The sequence below is a fragment of the Rhizobium sp. AB2/73 genome (assembly GCF_020871915.1).
GTDB lineage: Bacteria > Pseudomonadota > Alphaproteobacteria > Rhizobiales > Rhizobiaceae > Rhizobium > Rhizobium dioscoreae.
Genome location: NZ_CP067071.1, coordinates 3,059,698 through 3,083,955, shown reverse-complemented (window position 1 = coordinate 3,083,955; position 24,258 = coordinate 3,059,698). Strand labels below are relative to the sequence as shown.

At 60.8% G+C, this 24,258-nt stretch carries 25 protein-coding genes; 14 read left to right on the top strand and 11 right to left on the bottom strand.

Annotated elements, in window-relative coordinates:
• Positions 1–290 precede the first annotated feature (290 nt).
• Positions 291–1,280, top strand: a complete 990-nt coding sequence (locus I8E17_RS15210; protein ID WP_069614773.1) for a hypothetical protein — start codon at positions 291–293, stop codon at positions 1,278–1,280.
• Complete coding sequence (locus I8E17_RS15205; RefSeq protein ID WP_069614772.1) at positions 1,277–2,293, top strand: MBL fold metallo-hydrolase; 1,017 nt, start codon at positions 1,277–1,279, stop codon at positions 2,291–2,293. The genes I8E17_RS15210 and I8E17_RS15205 overlap by 4 nt, the downstream gene beginning before the upstream one ends.
• A gap of 60 nt (positions 2,294–2,353) precedes the next feature.
• Here I8E17_RS15205 and I8E17_RS15200 read toward each other — a convergent pair whose 3' ends face one another.
• Positions 2,354–2,797, bottom strand: a complete 444-nt coding sequence (locus I8E17_RS15200; protein WP_069614771.1) for an SRPBCC family protein — start codon at positions 2,795–2,797, stop codon at positions 2,354–2,356.
• A 433-nt stretch (positions 2,798–3,230) separates the two neighbouring features.
• On the opposite strand from I8E17_RS15200, the gene dapF reads away from it, so the two are divergent.
• From dapF to I8E17_RS15175, 5 genes are read left to right on the top strand one after another with little or no spacing between them, the layout of a single operon-like run.
• A complete protein-coding gene (gene dapF, locus I8E17_RS15195; protein ID WP_069614770.1) occupies positions 3,231–4,136 on the top strand; it encodes a diaminopimelate epimerase in 906 nt (301 codons plus the stop codon).
• A complete protein-coding gene (mtaB, locus tag I8E17_RS15190; RefSeq protein ID WP_069614769.1) occupies positions 4,133–5,407 on the top strand; it encodes a tRNA (N(6)-L-threonylcarbamoyladenosine(37)-C(2))-methylthiotransferase MtaB in 1,275 nt (424 codons plus the stop codon). Before dapF ends, mtaB begins: the two co-directional genes overlap by 4 nt.
• An 18-nt stretch (positions 5,408–5,425) precedes the next feature.
• On the top strand, positions 5,426–6,973 hold the full coding sequence (ftsY, locus tag I8E17_RS15185) for a signal recognition particle-docking protein FtsY (protein WP_069614768.1): 1,548 nt from the start codon (positions 5,426–5,428) through the stop codon (positions 6,971–6,973).
• Positions 6,970–7,692, top strand: a complete 723-nt coding sequence (locus I8E17_RS15180; protein WP_069614767.1) for a septation protein A — start codon at positions 6,970–6,972, stop codon at positions 7,690–7,692. Before ftsY ends, I8E17_RS15180 begins: the two co-directional genes overlap by 4 nt.
• Positions 7,689–8,279 carry a DUF2585 domain-containing protein gene (locus tag I8E17_RS15175; RefSeq protein WP_069614766.1) on the top strand — a complete coding sequence of 197 codons (591 nt, stop codon included), beginning with the start codon at positions 7,689–7,691 and terminating at the stop codon, positions 8,277–8,279. The genes I8E17_RS15180 and I8E17_RS15175 overlap by 4 nt, the downstream gene beginning before the upstream one ends.
• Positions 8,280–8,481: 202 nt before the next feature.
• On the opposite strand, the gene I8E17_RS15170 is transcribed toward I8E17_RS15175, so the two are convergent.
• From I8E17_RS15170 to ccmA, 5 genes are all read right to left on the bottom strand, one after another.
• Positions 8,482–9,093 (bottom strand): DsbE family thiol:disulfide interchange protein, encoded by a 612-nt coding sequence (locus I8E17_RS15170; RefSeq protein ID WP_069614765.1) that lies wholly within the window; start codon positions 9,091–9,093, stop codon positions 8,482–8,484.
• Positions 9,090–9,263 (bottom strand): heme exporter protein CcmD, encoded by a 174-nt coding sequence (gene ccmD / locus I8E17_RS15165; RefSeq protein ID WP_069614764.1) that lies wholly within the window; start codon positions 9,261–9,263, stop codon positions 9,090–9,092. The genes I8E17_RS15170 and ccmD overlap by 4 nt, the downstream gene beginning before the upstream one ends.
• A gap of 1 nt (position 9,264) precedes the next feature.
• Positions 9,265–10,023, bottom strand: a complete 759-nt coding sequence (locus tag I8E17_RS15160; RefSeq protein ID WP_069614763.1) for a heme ABC transporter permease — start codon at positions 10,021–10,023, stop codon at positions 9,265–9,267.
• Between the two features lie 180 nt (positions 10,024–10,203).
• Entirely contained in the window at positions 10,204–10,863 is a 660-nt protein-coding gene (gene ccmB / locus I8E17_RS15155; RefSeq protein WP_069614762.1) for a heme exporter protein CcmB, read from the bottom strand.
• A gap of 340 nt (positions 10,864–11,203) precedes the next feature.
• Entirely contained in the window at positions 11,204–11,851 is a 648-nt protein-coding gene (ccmA, locus tag I8E17_RS15150) for a heme ABC exporter ATP-binding protein CcmA (RefSeq protein ID WP_113366662.1), read from the bottom strand.
• Between the two features lie 263 nt (positions 11,852–12,114).
• Between ccmA and acnA the strand changes: the two genes are divergently transcribed.
• The 3 genes from acnA (at position 12,115) to I8E17_RS15135 (ending at position 16,588) form a co-directional block, all read left to right on the top strand.
• Positions 12,115–14,805, top strand: a complete 2,691-nt coding sequence (gene acnA, locus I8E17_RS15145; protein ID WP_069613340.1) for an aconitate hydratase AcnA — start codon at positions 12,115–12,117, stop codon at positions 14,803–14,805.
• 256 nt (positions 14,806–15,061) lie between these two features.
• Positions 15,062–15,805 carry a thioredoxin family protein gene (locus I8E17_RS15140; RefSeq protein ID WP_069613341.1) on the top strand — a complete coding sequence of 248 codons (744 nt, stop codon included), beginning with the start codon at positions 15,062–15,064 and terminating at the stop codon, positions 15,803–15,805.
• A gap of 381 nt (positions 15,806–16,186) precedes the next feature.
• Positions 16,187–16,588: a DUF2794 domain-containing protein gene (locus I8E17_RS15135; protein ID WP_069613342.1), complete on the top strand. Its 402-nt coding sequence runs from the start codon at positions 16,187–16,189 to the stop codon at positions 16,586–16,588.
• 71 nt (positions 16,589–16,659) lie between these two features.
• Here the strand turns inward: I8E17_RS15135 and I8E17_RS15130 are convergent, their stop codons facing one another.
• From I8E17_RS15130 to I8E17_RS15115, 4 genes are all read right to left on the bottom strand, one after another.
• Positions 16,660–17,217 (bottom strand): GNAT family N-acetyltransferase, encoded by a 558-nt coding sequence (locus I8E17_RS15130; RefSeq protein ID WP_069613428.1) that lies wholly within the window; start codon positions 17,215–17,217, stop codon positions 16,660–16,662.
• 118 nt (positions 17,218–17,335) lie between these two features.
• Complete coding sequence (locus I8E17_RS15125) at positions 17,336–18,076, bottom strand: Bax inhibitor-1/YccA family protein (RefSeq protein WP_069613343.1); 741 nt, start codon at positions 18,074–18,076, stop codon at positions 17,336–17,338.
• Between the two features lie 194 nt (positions 18,077–18,270).
• On the bottom strand, positions 18,271–20,817 hold the full coding sequence (locus I8E17_RS15120) for an ABC transporter permease (RefSeq protein ID WP_069613344.1): 2,547 nt from the start codon (positions 20,815–20,817) through the stop codon (positions 18,271–18,273).
• On the bottom strand, positions 20,814–21,524 hold the full coding sequence (locus I8E17_RS15115) for an ABC transporter ATP-binding protein (protein WP_069613345.1): 711 nt from the start codon (positions 21,522–21,524) through the stop codon (positions 20,814–20,816). The genes I8E17_RS15120 and I8E17_RS15115 overlap by 4 nt, the downstream gene beginning before the upstream one ends.
• Before the next feature lie 82 nt (positions 21,525–21,606).
• On the opposite strand from I8E17_RS15115, the gene I8E17_RS15110 reads away from it, so the two are divergent.
• Both I8E17_RS15110 and thpR read left to right on the top strand, forming a co-directional pair.
• Positions 21,607–22,257 carry an arylesterase gene (locus tag I8E17_RS15110; RefSeq protein ID WP_113366663.1) on the top strand — a complete coding sequence of 217 codons (651 nt, stop codon included), beginning with the start codon at positions 21,607–21,609 and terminating at the stop codon, positions 22,255–22,257.
• 68 nt (positions 22,258–22,325) lie between these two features.
• Positions 22,326–22,922 (top strand): RNA 2',3'-cyclic phosphodiesterase, encoded by a 597-nt coding sequence (thpR, locus tag I8E17_RS15105; protein ID WP_069613347.1) that lies wholly within the window; start codon positions 22,326–22,328, stop codon positions 22,920–22,922.
• Here the strand turns inward: thpR and I8E17_RS15100 are convergent.
• Positions 22,853–23,335, bottom strand: a complete 483-nt coding sequence (locus I8E17_RS15100; RefSeq protein ID WP_069613348.1) for a low molecular weight protein-tyrosine-phosphatase — start codon at positions 23,333–23,335, stop codon at positions 22,853–22,855. The genes thpR and I8E17_RS15100 overlap by 70 nt on opposite strands.
• A 137-nt stretch (positions 23,336–23,472) precedes the next feature.
• On the opposite strand from I8E17_RS15100, the gene I8E17_RS15095 reads away from it, so the two are divergent.
• Together I8E17_RS15095 and I8E17_RS15090 are read left to right on the top strand one after the other, a co-directional pair.
• Positions 23,473–23,778 carry a 4a-hydroxytetrahydrobiopterin dehydratase gene (locus I8E17_RS15095; RefSeq protein ID WP_069613349.1) on the top strand — a complete coding sequence of 102 codons (306 nt, stop codon included), beginning with the start codon at positions 23,473–23,475 and terminating at the stop codon, positions 23,776–23,778.
• A 66-nt stretch (positions 23,779–23,844) separates the two neighbouring features.
• Positions 23,845–24,234 carry a YkvA family protein gene (locus I8E17_RS15090; protein WP_069613350.1) on the top strand — a complete coding sequence of 130 codons (390 nt, stop codon included), beginning with the start codon at positions 23,845–23,847 and terminating at the stop codon, positions 24,232–24,234.
• The last annotated feature ends 24 nt before the right edge of the window (positions 24,235–24,258 follow it).

The following is a 24,258-nucleotide window of genomic DNA, read 5'->3' as shown; positions in this document are numbered from 1 at the left end:
GAAAACAAGACGCAAAGCCAAAAAGCACCCGAGGGCGCATCGCGCTGTCGGGTGTTGACCTCCGGGATCTCTTTATACCTTAATGGGTCCCGGTCGGTGGCTCGGAGGCTTGTGCTCGTCGCAGATTGCGGGCGATAAACAGGAAAAGGCCGGCAAAGTCAACCCAATGCGGCCGAAATGCCTGAAATGCACGGATGACATCACCATATCGATGTCGATTTGACCGTATCACCGTTTTCAAATTGTTGTATCGACCGCAGCCGTCAAGTGATTCCCCGAGACCGTTCCGAATGAATGATGCAGCCCTGACCGACCTTCTTGCTTCCTGTCGCGCTTATGCCGGCGGCCGGGTCGACACCCGTTTTAATGCGGCGGCGCAAGCCTTCTACGCGAGTGCCAAGGCCCAGCCGAAGATCGCCGCGCGGGCGGCGCGCGAGCTTAGCCGCTTGCCGCCACCTGGAGCCGCCGTTCTTGCCAATATGCTCGGGACCATCGTCGAGAAGGGCGGTGCAGTAGAGCGTAGCGGTCCGGCCGTGTGGGAGCTCTACCTGGCGTGGCTGCCGCAGATTCATCGCGGCTTTGCCGGCCGCAAGGAGCTGAGCCCGCGGCAAAGGCAGCTGCTGGATGCATTTCAGCTGCTCAGCCAGTCGGCAGTTTCGCATCTCTCTCTCATGCCCGAACAGCGTAAGCTCGCGGCTGGCGACAAGGCGCTGATGGCGCAGCTTGCCGAGCTGCAGGACTATACGCCGGGTGCGGCATGGGTCCGCCAGGTGCTTCTGAGCCGCAGCGACGCTCTGCTGGCGTTGCACCCGCCGAGCCGCCAGGGCTTTCGTCTGCGCTACGAGAATATCGTCAATTGCTTTCATCTGTTCACGCTTATCCAGGCAGCCTTCGGCGAGAGATTGCCCGGCGGTCGTGCGCCCAACAGGTTCATTGTCGATATGGCGCGCTGCGTGACCGTAGCAGAAGAGGGCAATGACGAGCCCTGGTGGCGCTATCAGACGGTGCGGCCGGATGAGCAGGATCTTGTCGACATTTCCGGCGAGGCATCCGTCGAGACGATTTCCCGCGTCGATGGCTGGCAGGTCATCCTGCTTTCGCCTTCGGTCGAAGGCGCGGCATTTTGGGATACGAGTTTCTTCACGCCGCAGCTTTTCGCCATGCCGGCGAATGTCGTGCTGGAGGAGGTGCTGACGACGCAGGAGGCGGCGGAATGGCTTGCCAGGATCGGTTTTCCGGTCGGCGAAGCGACAGGCGCGCAAGGAGCGGATAGATCATGACAAGCCCACCCCGCTCGGCAAAGAGAAATCCCTATTATCAGGGTCCGGTTTCCGACCACTTCGATGGCCGACGCTTCTTCAATCCCGGCGGCGTCGAGCCCGGCGGCGCGTTCGATCTCTTGCGCTGGCAGCTCGGCGGCGGGCGGGTGCGCTGGCCCAATCTTGTCATCGGCGCCTTTCCGCCAGCCAAGCCGGACCGGCATATCTTCGGCGATCAGATGCGGGTGACTATGGTTGGGCACGCCTCGATGCTGGTGCAGATTGCAGGATTGAACGTTCTGACCGATCCCGTCTGGTCGCAGCGGGTGAGCCCCTTCCGCTCCATCGGGCCGAAGCGCGTGGTGCCGCCCGGCATCCGCTTCGACGACCTGCCGCATATCGACCTCGTGCTGGTGACGCATAATCACTACGATCACCTCGATGTCGCAACCCTTGCCCACCTGCAACAGGTGCAACGGCCAAAGATCGTCACGCCGCTCGGCAACGACACGATCATCCGCCGTGCCGTTCCCGATGCCGACATCACTGTTGTCGACTGGGGCGATCGTATCGCCCTCAAGGCCGGTGTGACCATCGATGTCGAGCCCTGCCATCACTGGTCGGCGCGCGGCATGGGCGACCGGCGCATGGCGCTCTGGGCCGCCTTCGTGCTGACCACGCCAGCAGGCAAGATCTACCATGTCGGCGATACCGGCTTTCACGACGGCATCAATTATGAGGCCGCCCGGCAAAAACACGGCGGCTTCCGCCTCGCAATCCTGCCCTTCGGCGCCTATGAGCCGCGCTGGTTCATGAAGGGCCAACACCAGAATCCGGAAGAGGCGGTGAAGGGCATGAAGCTGTGCAACGCCGCCTATGTCGCCGGTCATCACTTCGCGACCTTCCAGCTGACGGACGAGGGCATCGATGCGCCCGTTCAGGCGCTGGATACCGCGCTGAAAGCCGAGGGCGTGGAGCCGGATCGCTTTCGGCCGCTGCGGGCAGGCGAAGTTTTTGACGTGCCTATCGTCTGAGGGGTGCCAAATATCCCTTCTCCCCGAAGGGAGAAGGTGTTGCGTCGTGCGTCGGAAGCCTTACTGCGTAATCTCAGGCTCAACCAATTTCGCGAGATTGATCAGCGATTCCTGCCAGCCGAGATAGCAGGCTTCCGGCGGGATGACATCGGGGATGCCGGCCTGGGTGATGTTGACCTCGGTTCCGACAAGGACCTTCTTCAGAGTCACGGTCACTTCCATTTCGCCTGGCAGGTTCGGATCGTCGAACCTGTCGGTGTAGCGCACAAGTTCGCCCGGGATAAGTTCGAGGAAATCGCCGCCAAAGGAGTGCTTCTCGCTGGTCGTGAAGTTGCGGAACGACATCTTGAACGTGCCGCCGACTTTTCCTTCGAAGTGATGCACGCTGCAGGCAAAGCCGTTCGGCGGCAGCCACTTGGCAAGTGCGTCGGCTTCGATGAATGCGCGATAGACCTTTTCCGGACTGGTGGCCAGGACGCGGTGCAGGCGTATGGTATTCGGCATGGTCGTAATCCCTATGGTTTGACGGAGTGGACGAGCCTAGGACGTGGCAGCTTTTGATAATCCGACATCGATGGATGATTTTTTCTCAGAATATTGCAGGTCAAGGCTTTTCGATGGGATTTTCGCCGTAGCGAAAAAGGCGAGCCACCCGCCTCTTGGTTGGAGACGGCCCTGCAGGCCTCCTCACCATAAGGCTGATCTTCTGGGCCGCCTCGCATTTCTAACGTTTACTTTCGCATTAGATATTATGGGCGTGCCGTGAGGCAACTCCGCCTCATCCTGATGTGCGCAGCTCGAAGAGCGAAGCCTCGAAAGATCGGGGCGGCCCGGGAAAGCTCACCCAATCCTGAATAATACCGTCCTTCACGTCCCACTGGTAATTCCCCCGCATTTCCGCCATATACAGCTCGAAAACACGGACGGACATGGCATCATGAGCAATACGGTCGAATTCGCGAGGATGAATGGACTTGGCAACAAGATCCTGGTTATCGACATGCGCGGCCGCAAGGATGTGGTGACCCCTGCGGCGGCGATTGCGCTCAATGCCGATCCGGCCACCCAGTTCGACCAGATCATGGCGATCCACGATCCGAAGCTGCAGGGCACCGATGCCTGGATCGATATTCTGAACTGCGACGGCACCAAGGCGCAGGCCTGCGGCAACGGCACGCGCTGCGTCGTCCAGGCGCTGGCGGCCGAAACCGGCAAAAAGGTTTTCACCTTCCAGACCGTCGCCGGAATCCTCAATGCCAGAGAGCATGAGGACGGCACGATCTCGGTCGATATGGGCACGCCCGTTTTTGACTGGGACAAGATCCCGCTTGCCGAGGAATTTTCCGATACCAGCCGCATCGAGCTGCAGATAGGGCCGATCGACAATCCCGTCCTGCATTCTCCTTCGGCGATGTCGATGGGCAATCCGCATGCGATTTTCTGGGTCGACAAGGACCCGATGTCCTTCGATCTCGATCGTTTCGGCCCGCTGCTCGAAAACCATCCGATGTTTCCCGAGCGCGCCAATATCACACTCGCACAGGTGCTGTCGCCGTCTTCGTTGCGCACCCGCACCTGGGAGCGCGGCGCCGGCCTGACGCTTGCCTGCGGTTCGGCTGCCTGTGCTGCCGCCGTCAGCGCCGCGCGCACCGGCCGCACCGGCCGCAAGGTGACGATCGAGGTTGCTTCGGCGCCTGCGCCGGGCAAGCTCACCATCGAATGGCTGGATAGTAACGACCATGTCGTGATGACCGGGCCTGCCGAATGGGAATGGTCCGGCACCGTCGATCCGGTGACGGGCAGCTTCTCGCGCGATCCGGAGCAGGGGGCTCAGGCGCGGTGAGCGGGGTCGAGGTCATTACCTTCGGCTGCCGTCTCAATACCTATGAATCCGAAGTGATGAGGGCCGAGGCGGAGAAAGCCGGGCTCAACAATGCCATTCTGGTCAATACCTGCGCCGTGACGGGCGAGGCCGTGCGCCAGGCGCGCCAGGCAATCCGCCGCGCGCGGCGCGACAATCCGCATGCCCGCATCATCGTCACAGGCTGCGCGGCACAGACGGAGAAGCAGACTTTTGCCGAAATGGCGGAAGTAGATGCCGTGCTCGGCAACGAGGAGAAGCTGAAGAGCGCCTTCTACCGGGCGCTTCCGGATTTCGGCGTTTCGGCCGAAGAGAAGCTGCGCGTCAACGACATCATGAGTGTGCGCGCGACCGCGCCGCAGATGATCCGCCATATCGATGGCCATGTGAGAGCTTTCATCCAGGTGCAAAACGGCTGCGATCACCGCTGCACCTTCTGCATCATCCCCTATGGCCGGGGCAATTCCCGCTCGGTGCCGATGGGTGCTGTGGTCGATCAGGCCCGCAATCTGGTCGAAAGCGGCTATCGCGAGATCGTGCTGACCGGCGTCGATGCGACGAGCTATGGCGCCGACCTGCCGGGTACGCCGACGCTCGGCCTGCTTGCCAAAACGCTGCTGAAGCAGATCCCGGAGATCCGCCGGCTGCGTCTCTCCTCCATCGATAGCATCGAGGCTGATCGGCACCTGATGGATCTCATCGCCGACGAGCCGCGCTTCATGCCGCATCTGCATCTGTCGCTGCAGCATGGCGATGACATGATCCTCAAGCGGATGAAGCGGCGGCACTCGCGCGCTGACGCCATGCGTTTCATCGAGGAAGTGCGCCGCCAGCGCCCCGAGACGAGTTTCGGCGCCGACATGATCGCCGGCTTTCCGACGGAGACGGAAGAGATGTTCGCCAATGCCGTCGGCCTGGCGGAAGAGGCCGGTATCGCGCATCTGCACGTCTTCCCTTACAGCCCGCGCCCCGGCACGCCGGCCGCCCGCATGCCGCAGCTCGATCGTGGCCTGATCAAGGAGCGAGCTGCCCGTTTGCGCGAGGCCGGGCAGAGATTGCACCAGGCCCATCTCGACAGCATGGTCGGCACGCGGCAATGGCTGCTTGTGGAGAATGGCGGGTTGGCGCATACGGAAAACTTCACGCTTGTCGCCGCCCCCGGCCTTCGCCCGCGCGACCTTGTGCAGGTCGCAATCACCGGCCACAATGGCAAGCACCTCGATATGCAACTTCTGGCCGCCGACGCGGCCTAATGCTTCAACGGACACTTCATGGCGCTCGGTTTCATCAAAAAAGTCTTCACCTTCGGCCGTGAGAAGCCGGCCGAGGAGCAGGCGCCTGCGGAGGATTCTCAGAAGGTTGAGGTGCCTGTTGTAGAACAGGAAGCGCCTGCTGTAGATGCTTCGCCGGCTTCCGAGCTTGCCGAGCCTGCGTCACCCCCCTCTGTCCCTTCGGGACATCTCCCCTTCAAGGGGGGAGATCGGTTGGAGGATGCCGCGCCGGCTAAGCAGGAACAACAGGCTAAAGAGCCTGCAGATGCTTCCGACGCGAAAGAGATTGAGGCCGCAGCGGCTTCCCATTCCCCCGAATTCGGATCGCAGGAACAGCCCGAAGACCGTCAGACCATCGAACCGGAGCAACCTGCCGATTCTGAAGCCAATGTAGTTTCGGAAGAGCATCCCGTCGAACCGATCTCCCCCCTTGTGGGGGAGATGTCCGACAGGACAGAGGGGGGTGACGAAGTTTCGGCAAATTCGGAACAATCGTCGAAAGACTCCGAACCCTCTTCCGAAAACACCGAAACCCCAGCAGACCCCCCCATCCTCCCCAAGGGCTTCTCCACCGCCGCTTCCGTTTCGACACCCACCCCCGAAGCGCCAAAACAAAAACTCTCCTGGTTCCAGCGCCTGCGCGCCGGGCTGGCGCGCACCTCGTCGCAGCTGAGCGGTCAGATCGCGGCGCTCTTTACCAAGCGCAAGCTTGATGATCAGACGCTGCAGGATCTGGAGGATCTGCTGATCCAGGCCGACCTCGGCGTCGAAACGGCGATGCGTGTCACCGATACGCTGGCATCCGAACGCTACGGCAAGGATGTGACGGGCGAAGATGTCGGCCGCATCATGGCGCAGGAAATCGCCAAGGTGCTGAAGCCGGTTGCCAAGCCCTTGCAGCTCGATCTCAGCCATAAGCCGCATGTGATTCTCGTCGTCGGCGTCAACGGCACCGGCAAGACGACGACGATCGGCAAGTTGGCGGCGAAGCTCTCCGGTGCGGGGCTGAAGGTCACGTTGGCCGCCGGCGATACGTTCCGTGCGGCCGCCATCGAGCAGCTGAAGATCTGGGCGGAGCGGACGAAATCGGACTTCATCGGCACCAAGCTCGGCGCGGATGCCGCCGGCCTCGCCTTCGATGCCTTCCAGCAGGCCAAGGCCAACAAGAGCGATGTGCTGATCATCGATACCGCCGGCCGCCTGCAGAACAAGGCGGAGCTGATGGCCGAGCTCGAAAAGATCGTGCGCGTGCTCGGCAAGCTCGATCCGAATGCGCCGCATACGGTTCTGCAGACGCTGGATGCGACGACCGGCCAGAACGCCTTGAACCAGGTGGAAATTTTCCGCAATGTTGCCGGCGTCAACGGGCTCATCATGACCAAGCTCGACGGCACGGCGCGGGGCGGCATCCTTGTTGCCATCTCGGCCAAGCACAAGCTGCCGGTCTATTTCATCGGCGTCGGCGAAGGTGTAGAGGATCTCGAGCCGTTCGAAGCCGAGGATTTTGCTCATGCCATTGCCGGTACGGGGGCTGTAAACAGCCAATGAATGACAAGAACAAGTTTGATGATGATAGGGAAAGTGCCGCAATGACGACCAGCGACAGCGATCTCACCCCAAGTGCCGCCGACAGGCACCATCCGATGCTGAAGCTGGTGCTGGAACTCGGGCCTTTGCTGGTGTTCTTCTTCGGCAACCTGCGCGGCGAATGGCTGGCGCAGCATTTTCCGCAACTGGCGGCGCTCGGCGGCCCGCTCTTCATCGCTACCGGCCTCTTCATGGCGGCGACGGTGATCTCGCTCATCGTTTCGAAGGTCATGCTCGGCCATCTGCCGCTGATGCCCTTCGTCTCCGGCATTGTGGTTCTGGTCTTTGGCGCCCTCGGCATCTATCTTCAGAACGAAACCTTCATCAAGATGAAGCCGACCATCGTCAATGCGCTGTTCGGTGTCGTGCTGCTCGGCGGACTTGCTTTCGGTAAGTCGCTACTCGGCTATGTCTTCAATGCCGCCTTCCAGCTGGATGCGGAGGGCTGGCGCAAGCTGACGCTGCGCTGGGGCATCTTCTTCTTCGTTCTCGCCGTGCTCAACGAAGTCGTCTGGCGCGGCTCAAACTGGCTTTACCTGCCCGACACCAAGGCCGCGGATAATCTCTGGGTGAACTTCAAGGTCTGGGGAACGATGCCGATCACCATCCTCTTCACGCTGTCGCAGATGCCGCTGATCATGAAGCACACGGTCGAGCCGCCGGTGGAAAACGGTAAATGAGCGAAGTCATCGACGCCCAAAGCCGCTATCGGCAACAGAGCTTCTGGTTCATCGCCTGCGTTGTCGTTCTGCTCGTGCAGATCGTCACCGAATATATGATGGGCCGCGTGCCGATCTGCACCTGCGGCTATGTCAAGCTGTTCGAGCCGGTGGTGAAATCCAGCGGCAATTCGCAGCATATCGCCGACTGGTATACGCCGTCCCACATCATCCACGGTTTCCTCTTCTTCGGTCTCACGCATCTGATCATGCGCGGCAGGCCGCTGTCGATGCGGCTCTTCGTTGCCCTGCTGATCGAATCCGGCTGGGAGATCCTGGAAAACTCCCCGATTATCATCAACCGCTACCGCGCCGCGACGATCTCGCTCGACTATGTCGGCGACAGCATCCTCAATTCCTCGATGGATGCGGTGTTCATGGTCGTCGGATTCCTGTTTGCCTGGCGCGCGCCGGTGCTGATGACGGTCGCCATCGCCATCTTCTTCGAGCTGCTCACCGGCTATTTGATCCGCGATAATCTCACGCTCAACGTGCTGATGCTGGTCTGGCCGGTCGAGGCGATCAAGACGTGGCAGGGCGGGATTTAATCTTTTAACCCTCGCCCCTGCGGGGAGAGGGTGGCGCGATAGCGCCGGGTGAGGGGGCGCTACCGGGAGAGTGCTGACTTTCGCTCGCCGCTCAGGGCATTTTTGCTTCGTGCGCCAGCCCCTCATCCGCCCTTCCGGCACCAACCAGGGTCGAGCCGCTGATCTCGACCCATCCTTCGGCCCCCCCGAGGGGAGAAGGGAGTTAAGACGCCGGCTTCCCCTGCGCCTTCGCTATCGCCGGATAGAGCCCTTCTTTCAAACTCGTCGGCGTGAACGGGCCGACCTGCTTGTAGAGGATCGTGCCGTCTGAGGAGACGAGGTAGGATTCCGGAATGCCGTAGACGCCCCAGTCGATGGCGGCGGAGCCGTTCGGGTCGATACCGATGGCGTTATAAGGGTTGCCGAGTTCGCCGAGGAAGCGAAGGGCGTTCTCGCTCGTATCCTTGTAGTTGATCGCCACGACGTTGAGCTGACCGCTCTTGGCAAGCTCCTTCAGCACTGGGTGCTCGTCGCGGCAGGGAATGCACCAGGAGGCGAAGACGTTGACGAGCGTCAGCTTGCCCTTGATGGCGTCGTCGGTCAGCGCCGGCAGGTTGGAGCCTTCGAGAGGTGCGAGCGCGAGCTTCGGTGCCTTGGTGTCGATCAGGGCCGAAGGGATGGCCGAGATGTCGGTGCCGTGCACTTCCTGGTCGTACATGACCTTACCAACGGCGAATGCGATGCAGGCAAAGACGATCAGCGGAATGAGCGCCAGCAGATAGCGTGCGGTGCCGCTCGATTTCGGCTGATCCTTGTTATCGGTATCCGCAGTCATTTCGTCTCGCTTTCCGCCGCGCGCTGCGAGCGGCGGCGGATGCCGGAGGCTTCCAACGCGGCGAGATCGCGACGTCGAAGGCGTCCATCGATCCATATCCACGCAATGATGGCGAGGATCATGAAGGCGGCAAAGCCATAGGAGCCAAAGACGTAAAAGGGATGCGACATTCTAGTCCTCCCGGCTCGCCATGCGCGCGGCCATGCGGCGCTGGGTGGCGATGCGGCGCCGCCAGATCTCGTTGCGGATCGCCATCAGGTGCAGCGTGAAGAACAGCAGCGTGAAGGCGAGCGCCATGGTGAAGAGCGGCCAGAGGAACTCCGCGTCGATGGCCGGGCCATCCATGCGCATGATGCTTTCCGATTGATGTAGCGTGTTCCACCAGTCCACGGAAAACTTGATGATCGGGATATTGATGAAGCCGACCAGCGTCAGGATCGAGGCGACACGGGCAGCTTTTGATGGGTCGTCCATGGCGCGGTTCAGCGCGATCAGGCCGAGATACATGAGGAAAAGGATGAAAACCGAGGTCAGCCGCGCATCCCAGACCCAATAGGTGCCCCACATCGGCTTACCCCAGAGCGAACCGGTGACCAGCGCGATCAGCGTGAAGGCGGCGCCGAGCGGGGCCGCTGTCTTGCCGGCGACATCGGCGAGCGGATGGCGCCAGACCAGCGTGCCGATCGCCGACATGCTCATGATCGTGTAGCACATCATCGACAGCCAGGCGGCCGGAACGTGAATATACATGATGCGGACCGTATCGCCCTGCTGATAATCGCCCTCGGTCGTAAAGGACAGATAGAGGCCGATCGCGAAGAGCACGGCCGAGATGGCCGCAAGCCAGGGAATGAGACGCGCCGAGAAGGCCAAGAACCGCGTGGGATTGGCAAGGTCGGAAAATCGGCTGATCGCAGTGATATCGCTCATGCGGCTTGTTTAACCCGATATGGCATTTCCGGCAATCGACCGCATTGTCTCAGATCGACGAAACAGTATCTCCGTTAGAGCCTTTCCACTTTTCTTCGAAACGCGAAAACGCTCCATCCTTTTGTATTTACGCAATTCCGGGCGGAAAACCGCTTCGCACTTTTCCTGGAATTGCTCTGATCAATCAGTCGTGTTTCGCAATGCCAAGGCGGCCGCCACCGGACCGAGAACGGCGAAGAATAGCGTAAGCGCGATCAGGATGAGGAACGGAGGCAGGAAGGGCTGCGGCCCTTCGACGGCGGCATAGGTGGCGCTGACGCCGAAGATCAGCACGGGAATGGTGAGCGGCAGCACGAGAATGGAGACCAGCAGCCCGCCGCGCGGCAGCGCCACGGCGACGGCAGCACCGACCGCGCCGATGAAGGTGATCGCCGGCGAACCGACGAGCAGGGTGAGAGCCGTCGCCCCGATCGCCGTCTCGTTCATATTCATAAAGAGGCCGAGCAGCGGCGAGGCGATGACGAGGGGAAGGCCTGTCGCCACCCAATGAGCCGTGCATTTGATGAAGACCGTCAGTACCAGCGGCGTTTCCTGCATGACGAGCAGATCGAGCGAGCCGTCATCGCGTTCCGCTTGGAACAGCCGGTCGAGGCCGAGAAGGCTTGCGAGCAGCGCGCCTATCCAGACGATGGCCGGACCAATGCGCGAAAGAAGCTTGAGGTCGGGACCGACGCCGAAGGGAATGACGGCGACGACGGTGAGGAAGAAGAGGATGCCGATCAACGCCCCGCCGCCGGCGCGTACCGAAAGTCTGAGGTCGCGGAGGAAGAGGGCGGTCATGCGTGATGACTTTCAAATTGCGTGAGGAGGTTGCCTTTCGCTTGGCTAAAGGCGCGAGAAGCTTTTGCTTCTCGCCACCCCCCTCTGCCCCTTTGGGGCATCTCCCCCACAAGGGGGGAGATCGGTAGCCTGCCGCTCACTCGACGCCAAACAACCATGCTCGATACTCGCAGATGATATCGCGGTTGCTTTGGGCATGTAGCTGCCGCCCACGATCTCCCCCCTTGTGGGGGAGATGTCACGATAGTGACAGAGGGGGGTAGCTCATCGCGCAGCGATGAGTTTTTCCCAGAAGACAAAGGGGGGTGACGAAGGTTCGGCAAGTTCAGTCCCATCGGCTTCATCCCCACACCCCCTCGCTCACCCCGGCAAACCCCGTCATCCGTATCTCCTGCACATTCTCCAGCCCTAACGGCTGGTGCGTTGCCGCAAGAACGATGCCGCCGCTCTTCCGATGGGCTGTGATCAGATCGGCGAAGAGTTGGTCGGCGGAGCTGTCCAGTGCTGCCGTCGGTTCGTCGAGAATCCAGATCGGGCGGTGGGCGACCAACAGTTTGGCGAAAGCGATTCGCCGCTGCTGGCCGGCGGAGAGGTAGCCGAAGGGGAGATGGGTGATGCCGGCAAGCCCGACGGCGTCAGCAGCTTCTTCGACGTCCAGGCCGGAGCCGCCTGGCATATCGCCGAGGAAGGTTTTCCAGAAGGTCAGGTTTTCGGCCACGGTCAGCTCGGATTTCATCGCATTGCGGTGGCCGAGATAGTGGCTGGCTTCACCGGCCGGCCGGCCCGATTCGCCGTCATTTCCGGTAAATGTGATAGTGCCTTTTTCCGGCCGTAGAAGGCCTGCCACAACACGCAGAAGCGTTGACTTTCCCGACCCGTTGCGCCCGGTCAGAACGAGGGCGTCGCCACCCGCCAAGTTGAAGGAAACATTCAGGAAAATCAGGTCTTCGCCCCGCCTTGCGGCCAGATTTTCAGCGCTTAGATGCATTCGCCCAGGCTTTCCCCGTTTTCACTGCTGCAACGCGCAAAAAATTGTCCAAATTTGCGCTTTGTCACTCTGGCAAGTCTTTACGAAATTATCTATAAGACCTGCAACCACGCCAGCGGCCGGCGTGAATTCAATCCTTGCGCCGAACTTAAGGTTTTAAACCTTACGTGCGGACAGCGGAAATGGCCGTACCCGCATCCTGATGTGCATAAAGTGCATAGGCGTTCGCACGACTGTGTTGGCTATCAGAAACGGGGTATCTCGTGTCTAAATCTCTTGACAGTTTCAATTGTCGTTCCACGCTGACCGTGGGCGGGAAAGACTATGTGTATTTCAGCCTTCCCAAGGCTGAAGCCAATGGTCTGCCCGGTGTTTCCAAACTGCCTTACTCCATGAAGGTGCTTTTGGAAAACCTGCTGCGTTTTGAAGACGGGCAGTCGGTCACGAAGGACCATATCCTTGCCGTCGCCGAATGGCTGACCAACAAGGGCACCGTCGAAAACGAAATCGCCTATCGCCCGGCGCGCGTGCTGATGCAGGACTTCACAGGCGTTCCGGCCGTTGTCGACCTTGCCGCTATGCGCGACGCGATGGTTTCGCTTGGCGGCGATCCGGAAAAGATCAACCCGCTCGTTCCCGTCGATCTCGTCATCGACCATTCCGTCATCGTCGACGAATTCGGCACGCCGCAGGCTTTTGCCAAGAACGTCGAGCTGGAATACCAGCGCAACGGCGAGCGCTACCGCTTCCTGAAGTGGGGCCAGCAGGCATTCAAGAACTTCCGCGTCGTTCCTCCCGGCACCGGCATCTGTCATCAGGTCAACCTCGAGTACCTCGGCCAGACCGTCTGGACGAAGGAAGAAGACGGCGAAACGATCGCTTATCCCGACACCTGCGTCGGCACCGATTCGCACACGACCATGATCAACGGCCTCGGCGTTCTTGGCTGGGGTGTCGGCGGTATCGAGGCTGAAGCCGCCATGCTCGGTCAGCCGGTTTCCATGCTGCTGCCAGAAGTCATCGGCTTCAAGCTGACCGGCAAGCTCAAGGAAGGCGTCACCGCCACCGACCTCGTGCTGACCGTCGTGCAGATGCTGCGCAAGAAGGGCGTCGTTTCCAAGTTCGTCGAATTCTTCGGCCCCGGCCTCGACAACATGCCGCTCGCCGACCGCGCCACCATAGGCAACATGGGTCCGGAATATGGCGCGACCTGCGGCTTCTTCCCGGTCGACAAGGAAACGCTGAACTACCTCAACATGTCCGGCCGCACCAAGGACCGGATCGCTCTCGTCGAAGCCTACTCCAAGGCTCAGGGCATGTGGCGCGATAATGACGGTTCCGATCTCGTCTTCACCGACACGCTGGAGCTCGACCTCGGCGACGTCGTGCCGTCGATGGCCGGCCCGAAGCGTCCGGAAGGCCGCATCGCGCTGGAAAACATCGCTTCCGGCTTCGCAACCTCGCTGGAAACCGAATACAAGAAGCCCGGCCAGCTCTCCAACCGCTATGCGGTCGAAGGCACGGATTTCGATATCGGCCACGGCGACGTTGCCATCGCCGCCATCACCTCCTGCACCAATACCTCCAACCCGTCGGTTCTGATCGCTGCCGGCCTTCTGGCCCGCAACGCCGTTGCCAAGGGCTTGAAGAGCAAGCCGTGGGTCAAGACCTCGCTGGCTCCTGGATCCCAGGTCGTCGGCGAATATCTTGCCAAGTCCGGCCTGCAGGCGGATCTCGACAAGCTCGGCTTCAACCTGGTCGGCTTCGGCTGCACCACCTGCATCGGCAATTCCGGCCCGCTGCCGGCGCCGATCTCCAAGACGATCAACGACAAGGGCCTGATCGTTGCCGGCGTTCTCTCCGGTAACCGCAACTTCGAAGGCCGCATCTCGCCCGACGTCCAGGCGAACTATCTCGCTTCGCCGCCGCTCGTCGTCGCCTACGCGCTCGCCGGCTCGGTGCAGCTCGACCTGACGAAGGAGCCGATCGGCGAAGACCAGAACGGCAAGCCGGTCTACCTGAAAGACATCTGGCCGACCTCGCACGAGGTTCAGGAGTTCATCCAGAAGTACGTCACCCGCGAGCTTTATGAAACCAAGTATGCCGACGTCTTCAAGGGCGACGCCAACTGGCAGGCCGTGCAGGTTCCTCCGGGCCAGACCTATGCGTGGGACGACAACTCGACCTACGTGCAGAACCCGCCCTACTTCGTGGGTATGGGCAAGAAGGGCGCCGGCGTTTCCGACATCAAGGGCGCGCGCGTTCTTGGCCTCTTCGGCGACAAGATCACCACCGACCATATTTCGCCGGCCGGTTCGATCAAGGCTGCCTCGCCGGCCGGTTCCTACCTCCTCGGCCATGGCGTCGGCGTTGCCGACTTCAACCAGTACGGCACGCGCCGCGGCAACCACGAAGTCATGATGCGCGGCACCTTTGCCAACATCCGCATCCGCAACCACATGCTCGGCCCGAACGGCAAGGAAGGTGGCTACACCATCCATTATCCGTCCAAGGAAGAGACGTCGATCTACGATGCGGCCATGCAGTACAAGGCCGAGGGCGTTCCGCTCGTCATCTTCGCAGGCGTCGAATACGGCAACGGTTCGTCGCGCGACTGGGCTGCCAAGGGCACGAACCTGCTCGGCGTGCGCGCCGTCATCGCCCAGTCCTTCGAGCGCATCCACCGTTCGAACCTTGTGGGAATGGGCGTCATCCCCTTCGTCTTCGAGGAGGGCACCACCTGGGCGAGCCTCGGCCTGAAGGGCGACGAACTCGTGACGATCGAAGGCCTGGAAAACATCAAGCCGCGCGAACGCAAGATCGCCAAGATCACCTATGGCGACGGCTCGGTGAAGGATGTTCCGATCCTCTGCCGCATCGATACGCTGGATGAGGTCATCTACGTCAACAATGGCGGCATCCTGCAGACCGTTCTGCGCGATCTCGCCGCCTGATAGGCATTAAACGCTGTTATGGGAGGCCGCCGGAAAACTCTTCCGGCGGCCTCTTGCTTTTCACGGTGATGTGTACTGCGAGACTTCTGCTCACTCCGGCCTCACCCCATCGTGACTTTGCGTCATCGCGTTAAACTATTATCTCTTGTTTCAGATTTTTCGGGCTTGATGTGGCCTGGTCGCCCCAAGAAGCGCGAGTTTTGCAGAGCCCGTGTAGGCAGACGGCGCTCGAGATTGGATGCAGAGGTAAGATAGAATGCGCCTTCGATTTTTGGCTCCACTTCTGGCAGGCATTGGGCTCGCAAGTTCGCTGCATGCGCAGGAGACTCCCAAGATCAAGGGCGTCGTCGAACTCTTCACCTCGCAGGGTTGCGCTTCCTGTCCGCCCGCCGATGCTGCTTTCCGCAAGCTGATCCGCCAGGGCAATGTCGTGGCGCTGGCCTATCACGTCGATTATTGGAACTATCTCGGCTGGAACGACACGATGGCATCCAAGGACAATACGGCGCGCCAATATGCCTATGCCCGTACGATGGGGCGCAGCGGCGTCTATACTCCGCAGGCGATCGTCAATGGCAGGGATCACATGAACGGCGCCGATCTCGATGCCATTAACGTCAAGCTCGATGATTTTCAGCGTCTTGGCGAGGGGCTGACGGTTCCGGTGAATGCCGCGATGAAGGGCGACGAGCTCGAGATCAAGATCGGGGCCGGTCAGGGCAAGGCGAATGTCGTTGCCGTCTATTTCGACAAGGAGCAGATGGTGGCGCCGAAAGGCGGCGAAAACAACGGCCAGCAGATCGCCTATATGCACGCGGTATCCGATGTCGAAACAGTCGGCATGTGGGACGGCAAGGCCATGAGCCTCGTGCTGCCGTCCACCGTGCTGGATAAGGCTGGCCGGCGAGGCCTTGCGATTCTGCTGCAGTCGTCGACATCTTCAGGCGATCCGGCTGCCATTCTCGGTGCGACTGTTCTGACGGTCGGCTCGGACGGCTGAGCGATTTTCCAGCTTTGCCGGAGGTCTTCCATTTTGGTTCGGTTGAAGGCTTCCTATTTTGGCGGATCCAAAAAGATGCGTGTTTCGGCTGGCGCCGGAAAGGGTCCCTATTTTGTCTGACGCCAAAAAGGGGAGGTGCCCGGCGAGGACGCATTCGGGGCTGGGGTTTAATCGATGCGCCCCGGCCGGGCCGTTTGACGCGGCGGCGCCAAACGGCTGCCTATACTTCCTGTAAATTGGGCGTCGTTTTGGCTGAAATGCGGCGCTGACGAGGTGCTTTCACAGCTGGGAAAGAAATTGTGAGCCGCCAGCCGTCTTGCAATTTGATGCGGCTGAGGCAAACTGTCATTCTCCTGTCATGAGATAGCCCTTGGGGGATTGATGACTGATCAGCCGGATTTGAGACACGGTGAAAGCCGTTCCGTCGATACCAATTCATCCGTCGTCGTTGATCTCAGAGAATACAAACAGAGCAAGGACCCGCTGCCGGTGACCTTTCATCGCAGGGAGCTTGATGCGATTCTCTGGATCTATGGGCGCATGGTCGGGGAAGGCGAGTGGCGCGACTACGCGATCGACCATTTGAAGGACAAGGCGGTTTTTTCGGTTTTCAAGCGCTCCGGTGAAATGCCGCTCTTCCGCATCGAAAAGAATCCGAAGCTTTCGGCCAAGCAGGGCGCCTTTTCCGTCGTCAATACCCACGGCATGATCCTGAAACGCGGTCATGAGCTGAACCAAGTGTTGAAGGTTTTCGACAAGCAGCTGAAGCTGGTGGAGAAGTAGTTTCTCGTCATTGGCTACGCGCTTGTGGCGAGTGCGGGGTATCAGAGGTTCGGCATAAAGGTAGCTCGACACTACCCCCCAAACAATGTCCCAGGATAGACCGACGTATCCGGATCGGTTTCCGCACCCCCGCCCAGCGCCTTCTGCATCAGCATCGTATCCAGCCATCGGCCATGCTTATAGCCGGTGCCCTTGAGCAATCCCACTTCGGCAAAGCCCGCAGCGCGATGTACGGCGACGGAAGCCGGATGGGCGCCGCCGATGACGGCGATCATCTGGCGGAAGCCAAGCGTCTGGCAGTTTTCCACCAGGGCATGGAGCAGCAGTCTGCCGATGCCGCGCCCGCGTGCCTCGGGCGCCAGATAGATTGAATCCTCCACCATCCAGCGATAGGCCGGCCGCGTGCGGAAAGCGGAGGCATAGGCATAGCCGAGAAACGCGCCGGTCTCGTCTTCGGCGACGAGATAGGGATAGCCCTTGTCACGAATTGCCTCGAACCTGGCCGTCATTTCCTCCTGGTTCGGCGGCGTGATTTCATAGCTTGCCGTGCCGTTCAGAACGGAATCTCTGTAGATGGCGGTGATGTGGGGAAGGTCGTCTAAGGTTGCACTGCGGAGGCTGACGGACATTGCTTCTATTGCCTGATCTGCGAATTTGCGACGGTTGCCATCAAATCGCAGGGCTTCGGCCCAGGCAAACAAAAAAGGCGACCGAAGCCGCCTTTTCGTATCTCATTCCACGCTGTGATTAACGGCGGTTGCCGAGGAACTGCAGCAGGAACATGAACAGGTTGATGAAGTCGAGGTAGAGCGACAGGGCGCCCATGATCGCCTTGCGGCCGGCCACGGCCACATCGTCGGCTTCATAGTACATTTCCTTGATCCGCTGTGTGTCGTAGGCGGTGAGGCCTGCGAAAATCAGGACGCCGATCACGGAGATGGCGAACTGCAGGGCGGACGAAGCCAGGAAGATGTTGACGAGCGTCGCAATGATCAGGCCGAAAAGGCCCATCATCAGGAACGAACCCATCGCCGACAGATCACGCTTGGCCGTGTAGCCGTAGAGCGACAGCGCGCCGAAGGAGGCGGCGGTCACGAAGAAGGTCTGCACGACGCTCTGGCCGGTGTAGATGATGAAGATCGACGACAGCGACAGGCCTACCAGCGCGGCGTAGACCCAGAAGGTCGTCGTCGCGGCGGCCACGCTCATGCGGTTGATCCTGAAGCTCAGGAAGAAGACCATCGCCAGCGGGGCGAGAATGACCACCCACTTCAGCGGGCTCAGATAGATCGCCTGGCCGAAGGCCGTGATCTGTCCGTTTGCGAAGGCGAGCGAGAAGGAGAGATAGGCGGCAACACCCGTGATCGCCAGACCCAGCGCCATCAGGTTATAGACCTTGAGCATGTAGGCTCGAAGGCCCTCGTCTATCATCGCACCGGATTGCGCACCGCTCTGCGCCCGGTTTTGGTAATTGCGAAAGTCAGCCATGTTTTCCTCTTTCAAGCTCCGATTTGATTACGGTGTCGGGTCTTTCAAGGCCCAGGCGCCGCTGCGGAGCTCAGCATGCCTGCACAGAATATGAGGCTTTCGGGCCTTAGAGACAAGGGTCTAGCGGTCCGCGCTGCGTTAAATCGGCGTAATATCATGCCAATTCACCGTGTTCGGTTAATAGGTAGCGTAGTTCAGAGTTCGCGCAGAACGGGTGCCGCCTTCTGCCCGAGAATCCGCCAAGTACCGATCAGGCCGATACCGACCGTCAAAATCAGCGCGATAACCAGCGTGGAGAAAGCGACATCGGGCAGGAAGGCAGAAGGTAGCCGCATGATACGGCTGACGATGTACCAGGCGGATGCGGAGCCGGCGATCAATGCGAAGATGGCGGTTGCGGCCCCCAGGATCAGATATTCGTAGCTGAAGGCACGGATCAATGTTGCCCGCGTCGCGCCGAGCGTCTTGAGGATGACGGCATCATGCGTGCGGGCGCGGTTGCCGGCCGCGAGCGCACCGGCCAGCACCAGCACCGAGGCGATGAGTGCGACAGATGCGGCGGAACGAATGGCCGTCGCCAGCTGTCCCACGAGCGTGTTGACGACATCGAGCGCATCCTTGACGCGCACGCTTGTGATGGTCGGGTAGCTATTGGTGACTTTCCTCAGGATTGCCGCTTCCTGAGCGGAGGTGGCCGAAGCGTCGGTCAGGGTCGCGAGCCAGGCATGTGGCGCGCCCCTGAAGGTATTGGGCGAGAAGATCATCACGAAATTGATCGACAGCGACTGCCATTGAACCTTGCGGAAGCTGGCAATCGTGGCGGTGACGTTGCGGCCAAGCACGTTGACGGTAACCTTGTCGCCGAGCTTCAGGCCGAGCGCCTTGCCTTCCTCTTCGGAAAAGGAGACCAGCGGTTCGCCGCTATAATCCTTGTCCCACCATTTGCCTTCCGTGACCGAGGCGTTTTCCGGCACTGTATCGGCATAGGTGATGCCGCGGTCGCCGCGCAGCACCCATTGGCCTGCGGCCGGCACCTTCATTTTGGTGACATCCTCGCCGTTGAAGGCGACGATCCGGCCGCGGAGCATCGGCGCCTCGACAAGCTTGCCCTTGGGGTCGATGTCGAGGACGATCTTGCGGAAGCCTTCCAGTTCCGGCCCCTGAATATCGACGAAGAAGAAGTTCGGCGCCTGTTCGCTCATGCGCCCCATCAACTCGCGGCGCATATTCCCGTCGATCAGTGTCAAGGTCACCAGCAGCGCCAGGCCGAGGCCGAGCGACAGCACGACGGACGAGGTGAGCGCGCCCGGCCGATGAATGTTGCCGATCGCCAGGCGCAGCGCGGGCGAGCGCACGCGCGGGCTGCGGCGGGCAAGCCAGGAGAGCAGGGCCGCCACCAGACGCAGCACGACGAAAGCGCCTGCGATCGAGACGACGAAGACGATAGCGATGAAGCGGTCATAGGCGGTGACGATCGCCAGGGCCGCAAGTGCCGCCATCAGGACACCGGCAGCCAGCAGATAGGGCCAGCCGGGCAGGCGGCGCGCCTCGAAGCCCTGTTCGCGGAACAGCGCGGTTGCCGGCACCTCGCGGGCATGGCCGAGCGGCGGAACGGCGAAGGCCAGCGTCGTCAGCAGACCGAACAGGGCGGCGAGCGTCAGCGCGCCGGGGTAAAGCCTCGGCGCGGTCGAAATCGGTAGGAATTCCGCCATGAATTGCGAAGCGATCATCGGCGCGATAGCGCCGAGGACGAGGCCAATTGCTATGCCGGCGAGTGCAATCACGGCGATCTGGATGAGGTAGATCAGCACAACGACGAAGGCCGGAGCGCCAAGGCACTTGAAGGTGGCGATGGTCGTGCGCTTGGAATCGAGGAAGGCGCGCACGGCATTAGCGACGCCGACGCCGCCGACGATGAGCGCTGCCAGGCCGACGAGCGTCAGGAACTGCGAGAAGCGGGTGACGTTGTCGGCAAGCTGTGGCGCGGCGCGCTCGCTGCTGCGGATCGACCAGCCCGCCTGCGGGAAGGCGGCATTGGCGCGCTCGGTGAGATTGCGAATGCCGGCCGCGGGATTGTCCATGCGGATTCGGTATGCTTGTTCGACCAGGCTGCCTGTCGTGATCAGGCCGGAAGCAATCAGCGCATTGCGGCTCGTGAGTAGGCGCGGCGCGAAGCCGAAGCCTTCAGATACCGCATCTGGCTCGCTTTCAATGGTGCCTGTGATGCGAAGCCTGGCATTGCCCAGCAGCAGGGCATCGCCGATTTTGAGGTTCAGGCGTTCAAGCAGCAGGGGAGCGACAACAGCGCCATAGGTGCCATCTTTGGCTGCAAGCAGCGTTGCGAGCGGCTGGTCCGGCTCCGCCTCGAATCTGCCGTAGAGCGGATAGGCATCGTCGACCGCCTTGACTTCGACGAGTGCCTGGTCCGAGCCATCGGGCAGGCGCGACATGGAGCGCAAGCCGGTGGAACGGGAAACTTTCCCTAAGCTTTGGAGATAGGCGAATTCCTCCGGAGTTGCCTCGCGGTTGCGCAGTTCGAAACGGGCGTCGCCCGCCAGCAGTGACTGGCCCTGCGTCGAGATTGCGTCGATAATCGAGCGGGAAACGGAATTGACGGCGGCGATTGCGCCGGTGCCTAGCGCTATGCAGGCGAGGAAGATGTAGAAACCGCCAAGGCCGCCGCGCAATTCGCGCATGGCAAGGCGGAAGGCAAGCGGCAGGCGCAATCCCGCCGCGCTCATGCCATCGCCGCCTGATTGGCGCGCGTGCGCATGCTGTCGTTCTCGATTTCGCCGGAACGGACGCGGATCTGGCGCGAGCAACGGGCGGCAAGGGCGGGATCATGGGTGACGAGCAGCATGGTTGTGCCGCGCTCGGCCTGCTGGGCGAAGAGCAAGTCGGCGATCTGCCGGCCGGTATCGGTGTCAAGATTGCCCGTCGGTTCGTCGGCAATCAGGACGGCGGGCGAAGGCGCCAGCGCACGGGCGATGGCGACGCGCTGCTGCTCACCACCGGAAAGCTGGCCGGGATAGTGATTGAGCCTCTCGCCCAAGCCGACGGCTGCCAGTTCGCGACGGGCGATATCGAACGCATCGCGGACGTTGGCAAGTTCCAGCGGCACGGCGACGTTTTCCAGCGCTGTCATGTTGGCGATCAGATGGAAGGACTGGAAGACGATGCCGATATTGCGTCCGCGGAAATCGGCGATGCGATCTTCGCTGAGGCTATGCAGCGGTGTGTCGTGTATCAGAAGTTCGCCGCTGTCGAGCTTTTCGAGGCCGGCCAGCACCATCAGTAGCGTGGACTTGCCGGAGCCGGAGGGGCCGACGATGCCGACGGCCTCACCCTCCATGATGGTAAGGTCGATGCCCTTCAGCACATGGACGGAGGCGGCGGCATTGCCGAGCGTCAAATCCGCCTTCTTCAGCTCGATGATGGTTTTTGCCAATGCGAACGCCCTATATACCAGAGAACATCAGAGACAATGGCGGGCGCGATTTGGCCCGAGCAGCGAATTTAGGAAATGGATCATGGGTTTTAAAGTTGCTGCGCTTCACTTCGCTGTCATCACTTTCGGTCTTTTGTTTGGCGTAGTTCATGCCGCCGATGCACGCACCATTCAGCTGGTCGGCTTCGGCGACAGCCTGATGGCGGGCTATCAGCTGCCGCCGGGCAACGGCTTTCCCGCCAAGCTTGAGGCGGCGCTGAAGGCCAAGGGTTTGGATGTGGCGGTTGCCGATGCCGGTGTTTCGGGAGATACGACCTCCGGCGGCCTTTCGCGTATCGACTGGTCGGTGCCCGACGGCACGGATGGCGTGATCCTGGAACTCGGCGCCAACGATGCGCTGCGCGGCATTCCGCCGGAGCAGACGGAAAAGAACCTCGAGACGATGATCGAACGGTTGAAGGACAGAAAGATCCCGATCCTTCTCGTCGGCATGCTGGCGCCGCCGAACATGGGGGGCGACTACGCCGACAAATTCAATCCGATCTACAAGCGGCTGGCCGATAAATATCAGCTTCCGCTTTATCCATTCTTCCTAGATGGCGTTGCCACGCATGCGGATCTGCAGCTTTCGGACGGGATGCATCCGAACTCCAAGGGGGTCGATGTGATGGTCGAGCAAATGTTGCCTGATGTTATGAGTTTTGTAGGGACGATTGACGCAGGTGCGAAATAGATGCTTGCACCGGCTGCAAATGCGTGATTCCCTACCTATACCTGCAAGAGATTCGGGGAGTGCTCGTCATGCCGAGACTTTTTACCGCCCTCGAAATTCCGCGCAATGCGGCCATGAGCCTGTCATTGTTGCGCGGTGGTCTCCCGGGAGCCAGGTGGATCGACGTTGAAAATTACCATATCACCTTGCGCTTCATCGGCGATGTCGATGGCCGCACCGCGGATGAGATCGTCGACCGTCTGGACCGGATAGATCGGCCTGAATTCCAGCTTCGGCTGGAGGGCATCGGTTCCTTCGGCTCCAAGAAACCGCATTCGGTTTGGGCCGGGGTCTCGCAGACGCCGGATATGTTCGCGCTGCAAGGCGAGATCGAGCGCATCTGCCAGCGGATCGGCCTGCAGCCGGACCCCCGCAAGTTCACGCCGCATGTGACGCTCGCCAGGCTGAAATCCTCGCGGGTCGACGACGTGGTGCACTATCTCTCCGGCCGCGGCAATTTCTACACCGCGCCGTTCACGGTCGGGCGCTTCGTGCTTCTGTCGTCGCGCGAATCGGTCGGTGGCGGTCCCTATCTCACCGAAGAGATATTCCCGCTTCACGAGCCCCGCAGCACTTTCCCGGCTTTGGGCAACAGCGCGCTGCAGCCGGCCAAGAGCATGGTGTAAACCGTCTCGAAATCCTCGCGGCCACCGTAATAGGGATCGGGAATGTCCTTGTTGCTTCCGAGCGCCAGGGCATTGAAGAGATGCAGTTTGCCGAGCGCATCGGCAGGCGCCGACTTGCGCAAGTTCTTCAAATTGTCTTGATCCATTGCCAGGATCAGATCGAACTTGCCGAAATCGGCTGACGCTATGCGCCGGGCGCGCTGGTCCGAGATATCGATTCCGTGGCCAGCTGCAACCGTGATCGAGCGGCGATCGGGGCGCTCTCCCTGATGCCAGCCGCCGGTGCCGGCCGAATCGATGTCGAATTCACCGCCACGGCCGGCCTTGCTTGCCAGATGCCTGAATATGCCTTCGGCGAGGGGCGACCGGCAGATATTGCCGGCGCAGACGAAAAGTATCCTGTGACGATCCATGCTATCGTTTCACCGCCAGAGCTTTCCGCTTTTCTTCCAAATGCGAAAACGCTCTATCCTTTTGCTTTTACGCCATTCCGGACGGCAAAACCGCTACGCAGTTTTCCTGGAATTGCTCTAGAGAGGAGTGACTTGCCATGAAATACGACAGACTGGACCGCGCGGCAATCGACGAAAATCTTGCGGAGCTTGCGGGCTGGGTGCTCGCGGATGACGGTCTTTCGATTTCGAAGACCTTCAAGTTCCGCAGCTTCGTCGAGGCCTTCGGCTTCATGACGGAAGCTGCCCTTGCCGCGGAAAAATTCAACCACCATCCGGAATGGTTCAACGTCTATTCCCGCGTCGAGGTGAAGCTGACGACGCACGATGCCGGCGGCCTGACCGACCATGACGTGAAGCTGGCAAAGGCGATGGAGAAGGCGGCCGCGCGCCGGATCGATTGAATCACGGCAGGCGATCACCATATGTTTACACGGCCCGGCCGACGGGCCTTGATTGAGGTGAATGGAATGGATGACATCAAGTACGGGGAAATCCTGATGCCTGGTGACGAAGAGACCCAAAAAGAGCAGGAGAAATCGGTGCGCAGAAAATTCTGGCCGACCTTGCGGAAGGCGGCTCGCCATATCCCGTTCTCGCGTGACGTCGTGGCCGCCTTCTATTGTGCGTTCGACCCGCAGACGCCGACCCGCGTTCGCGGCATATTGCTGGCGGCGCTCGGCTATTTCGTCATGCCCGTCGATATCATCCCCGATTTCTTTGCCGTCATCGGCTTTTCCGATGATGTCGCGGTGCTGACGCTTGCCTTCAGCATGATCAGGGGCCATATCCGCCAGGAACATTACGACGCCGCCGATCGCGCGCTGGAGAACGAGCCCGATTCTATGAAGACCGCCTGATGCTTGTTTGCGGAGCCGATCTGA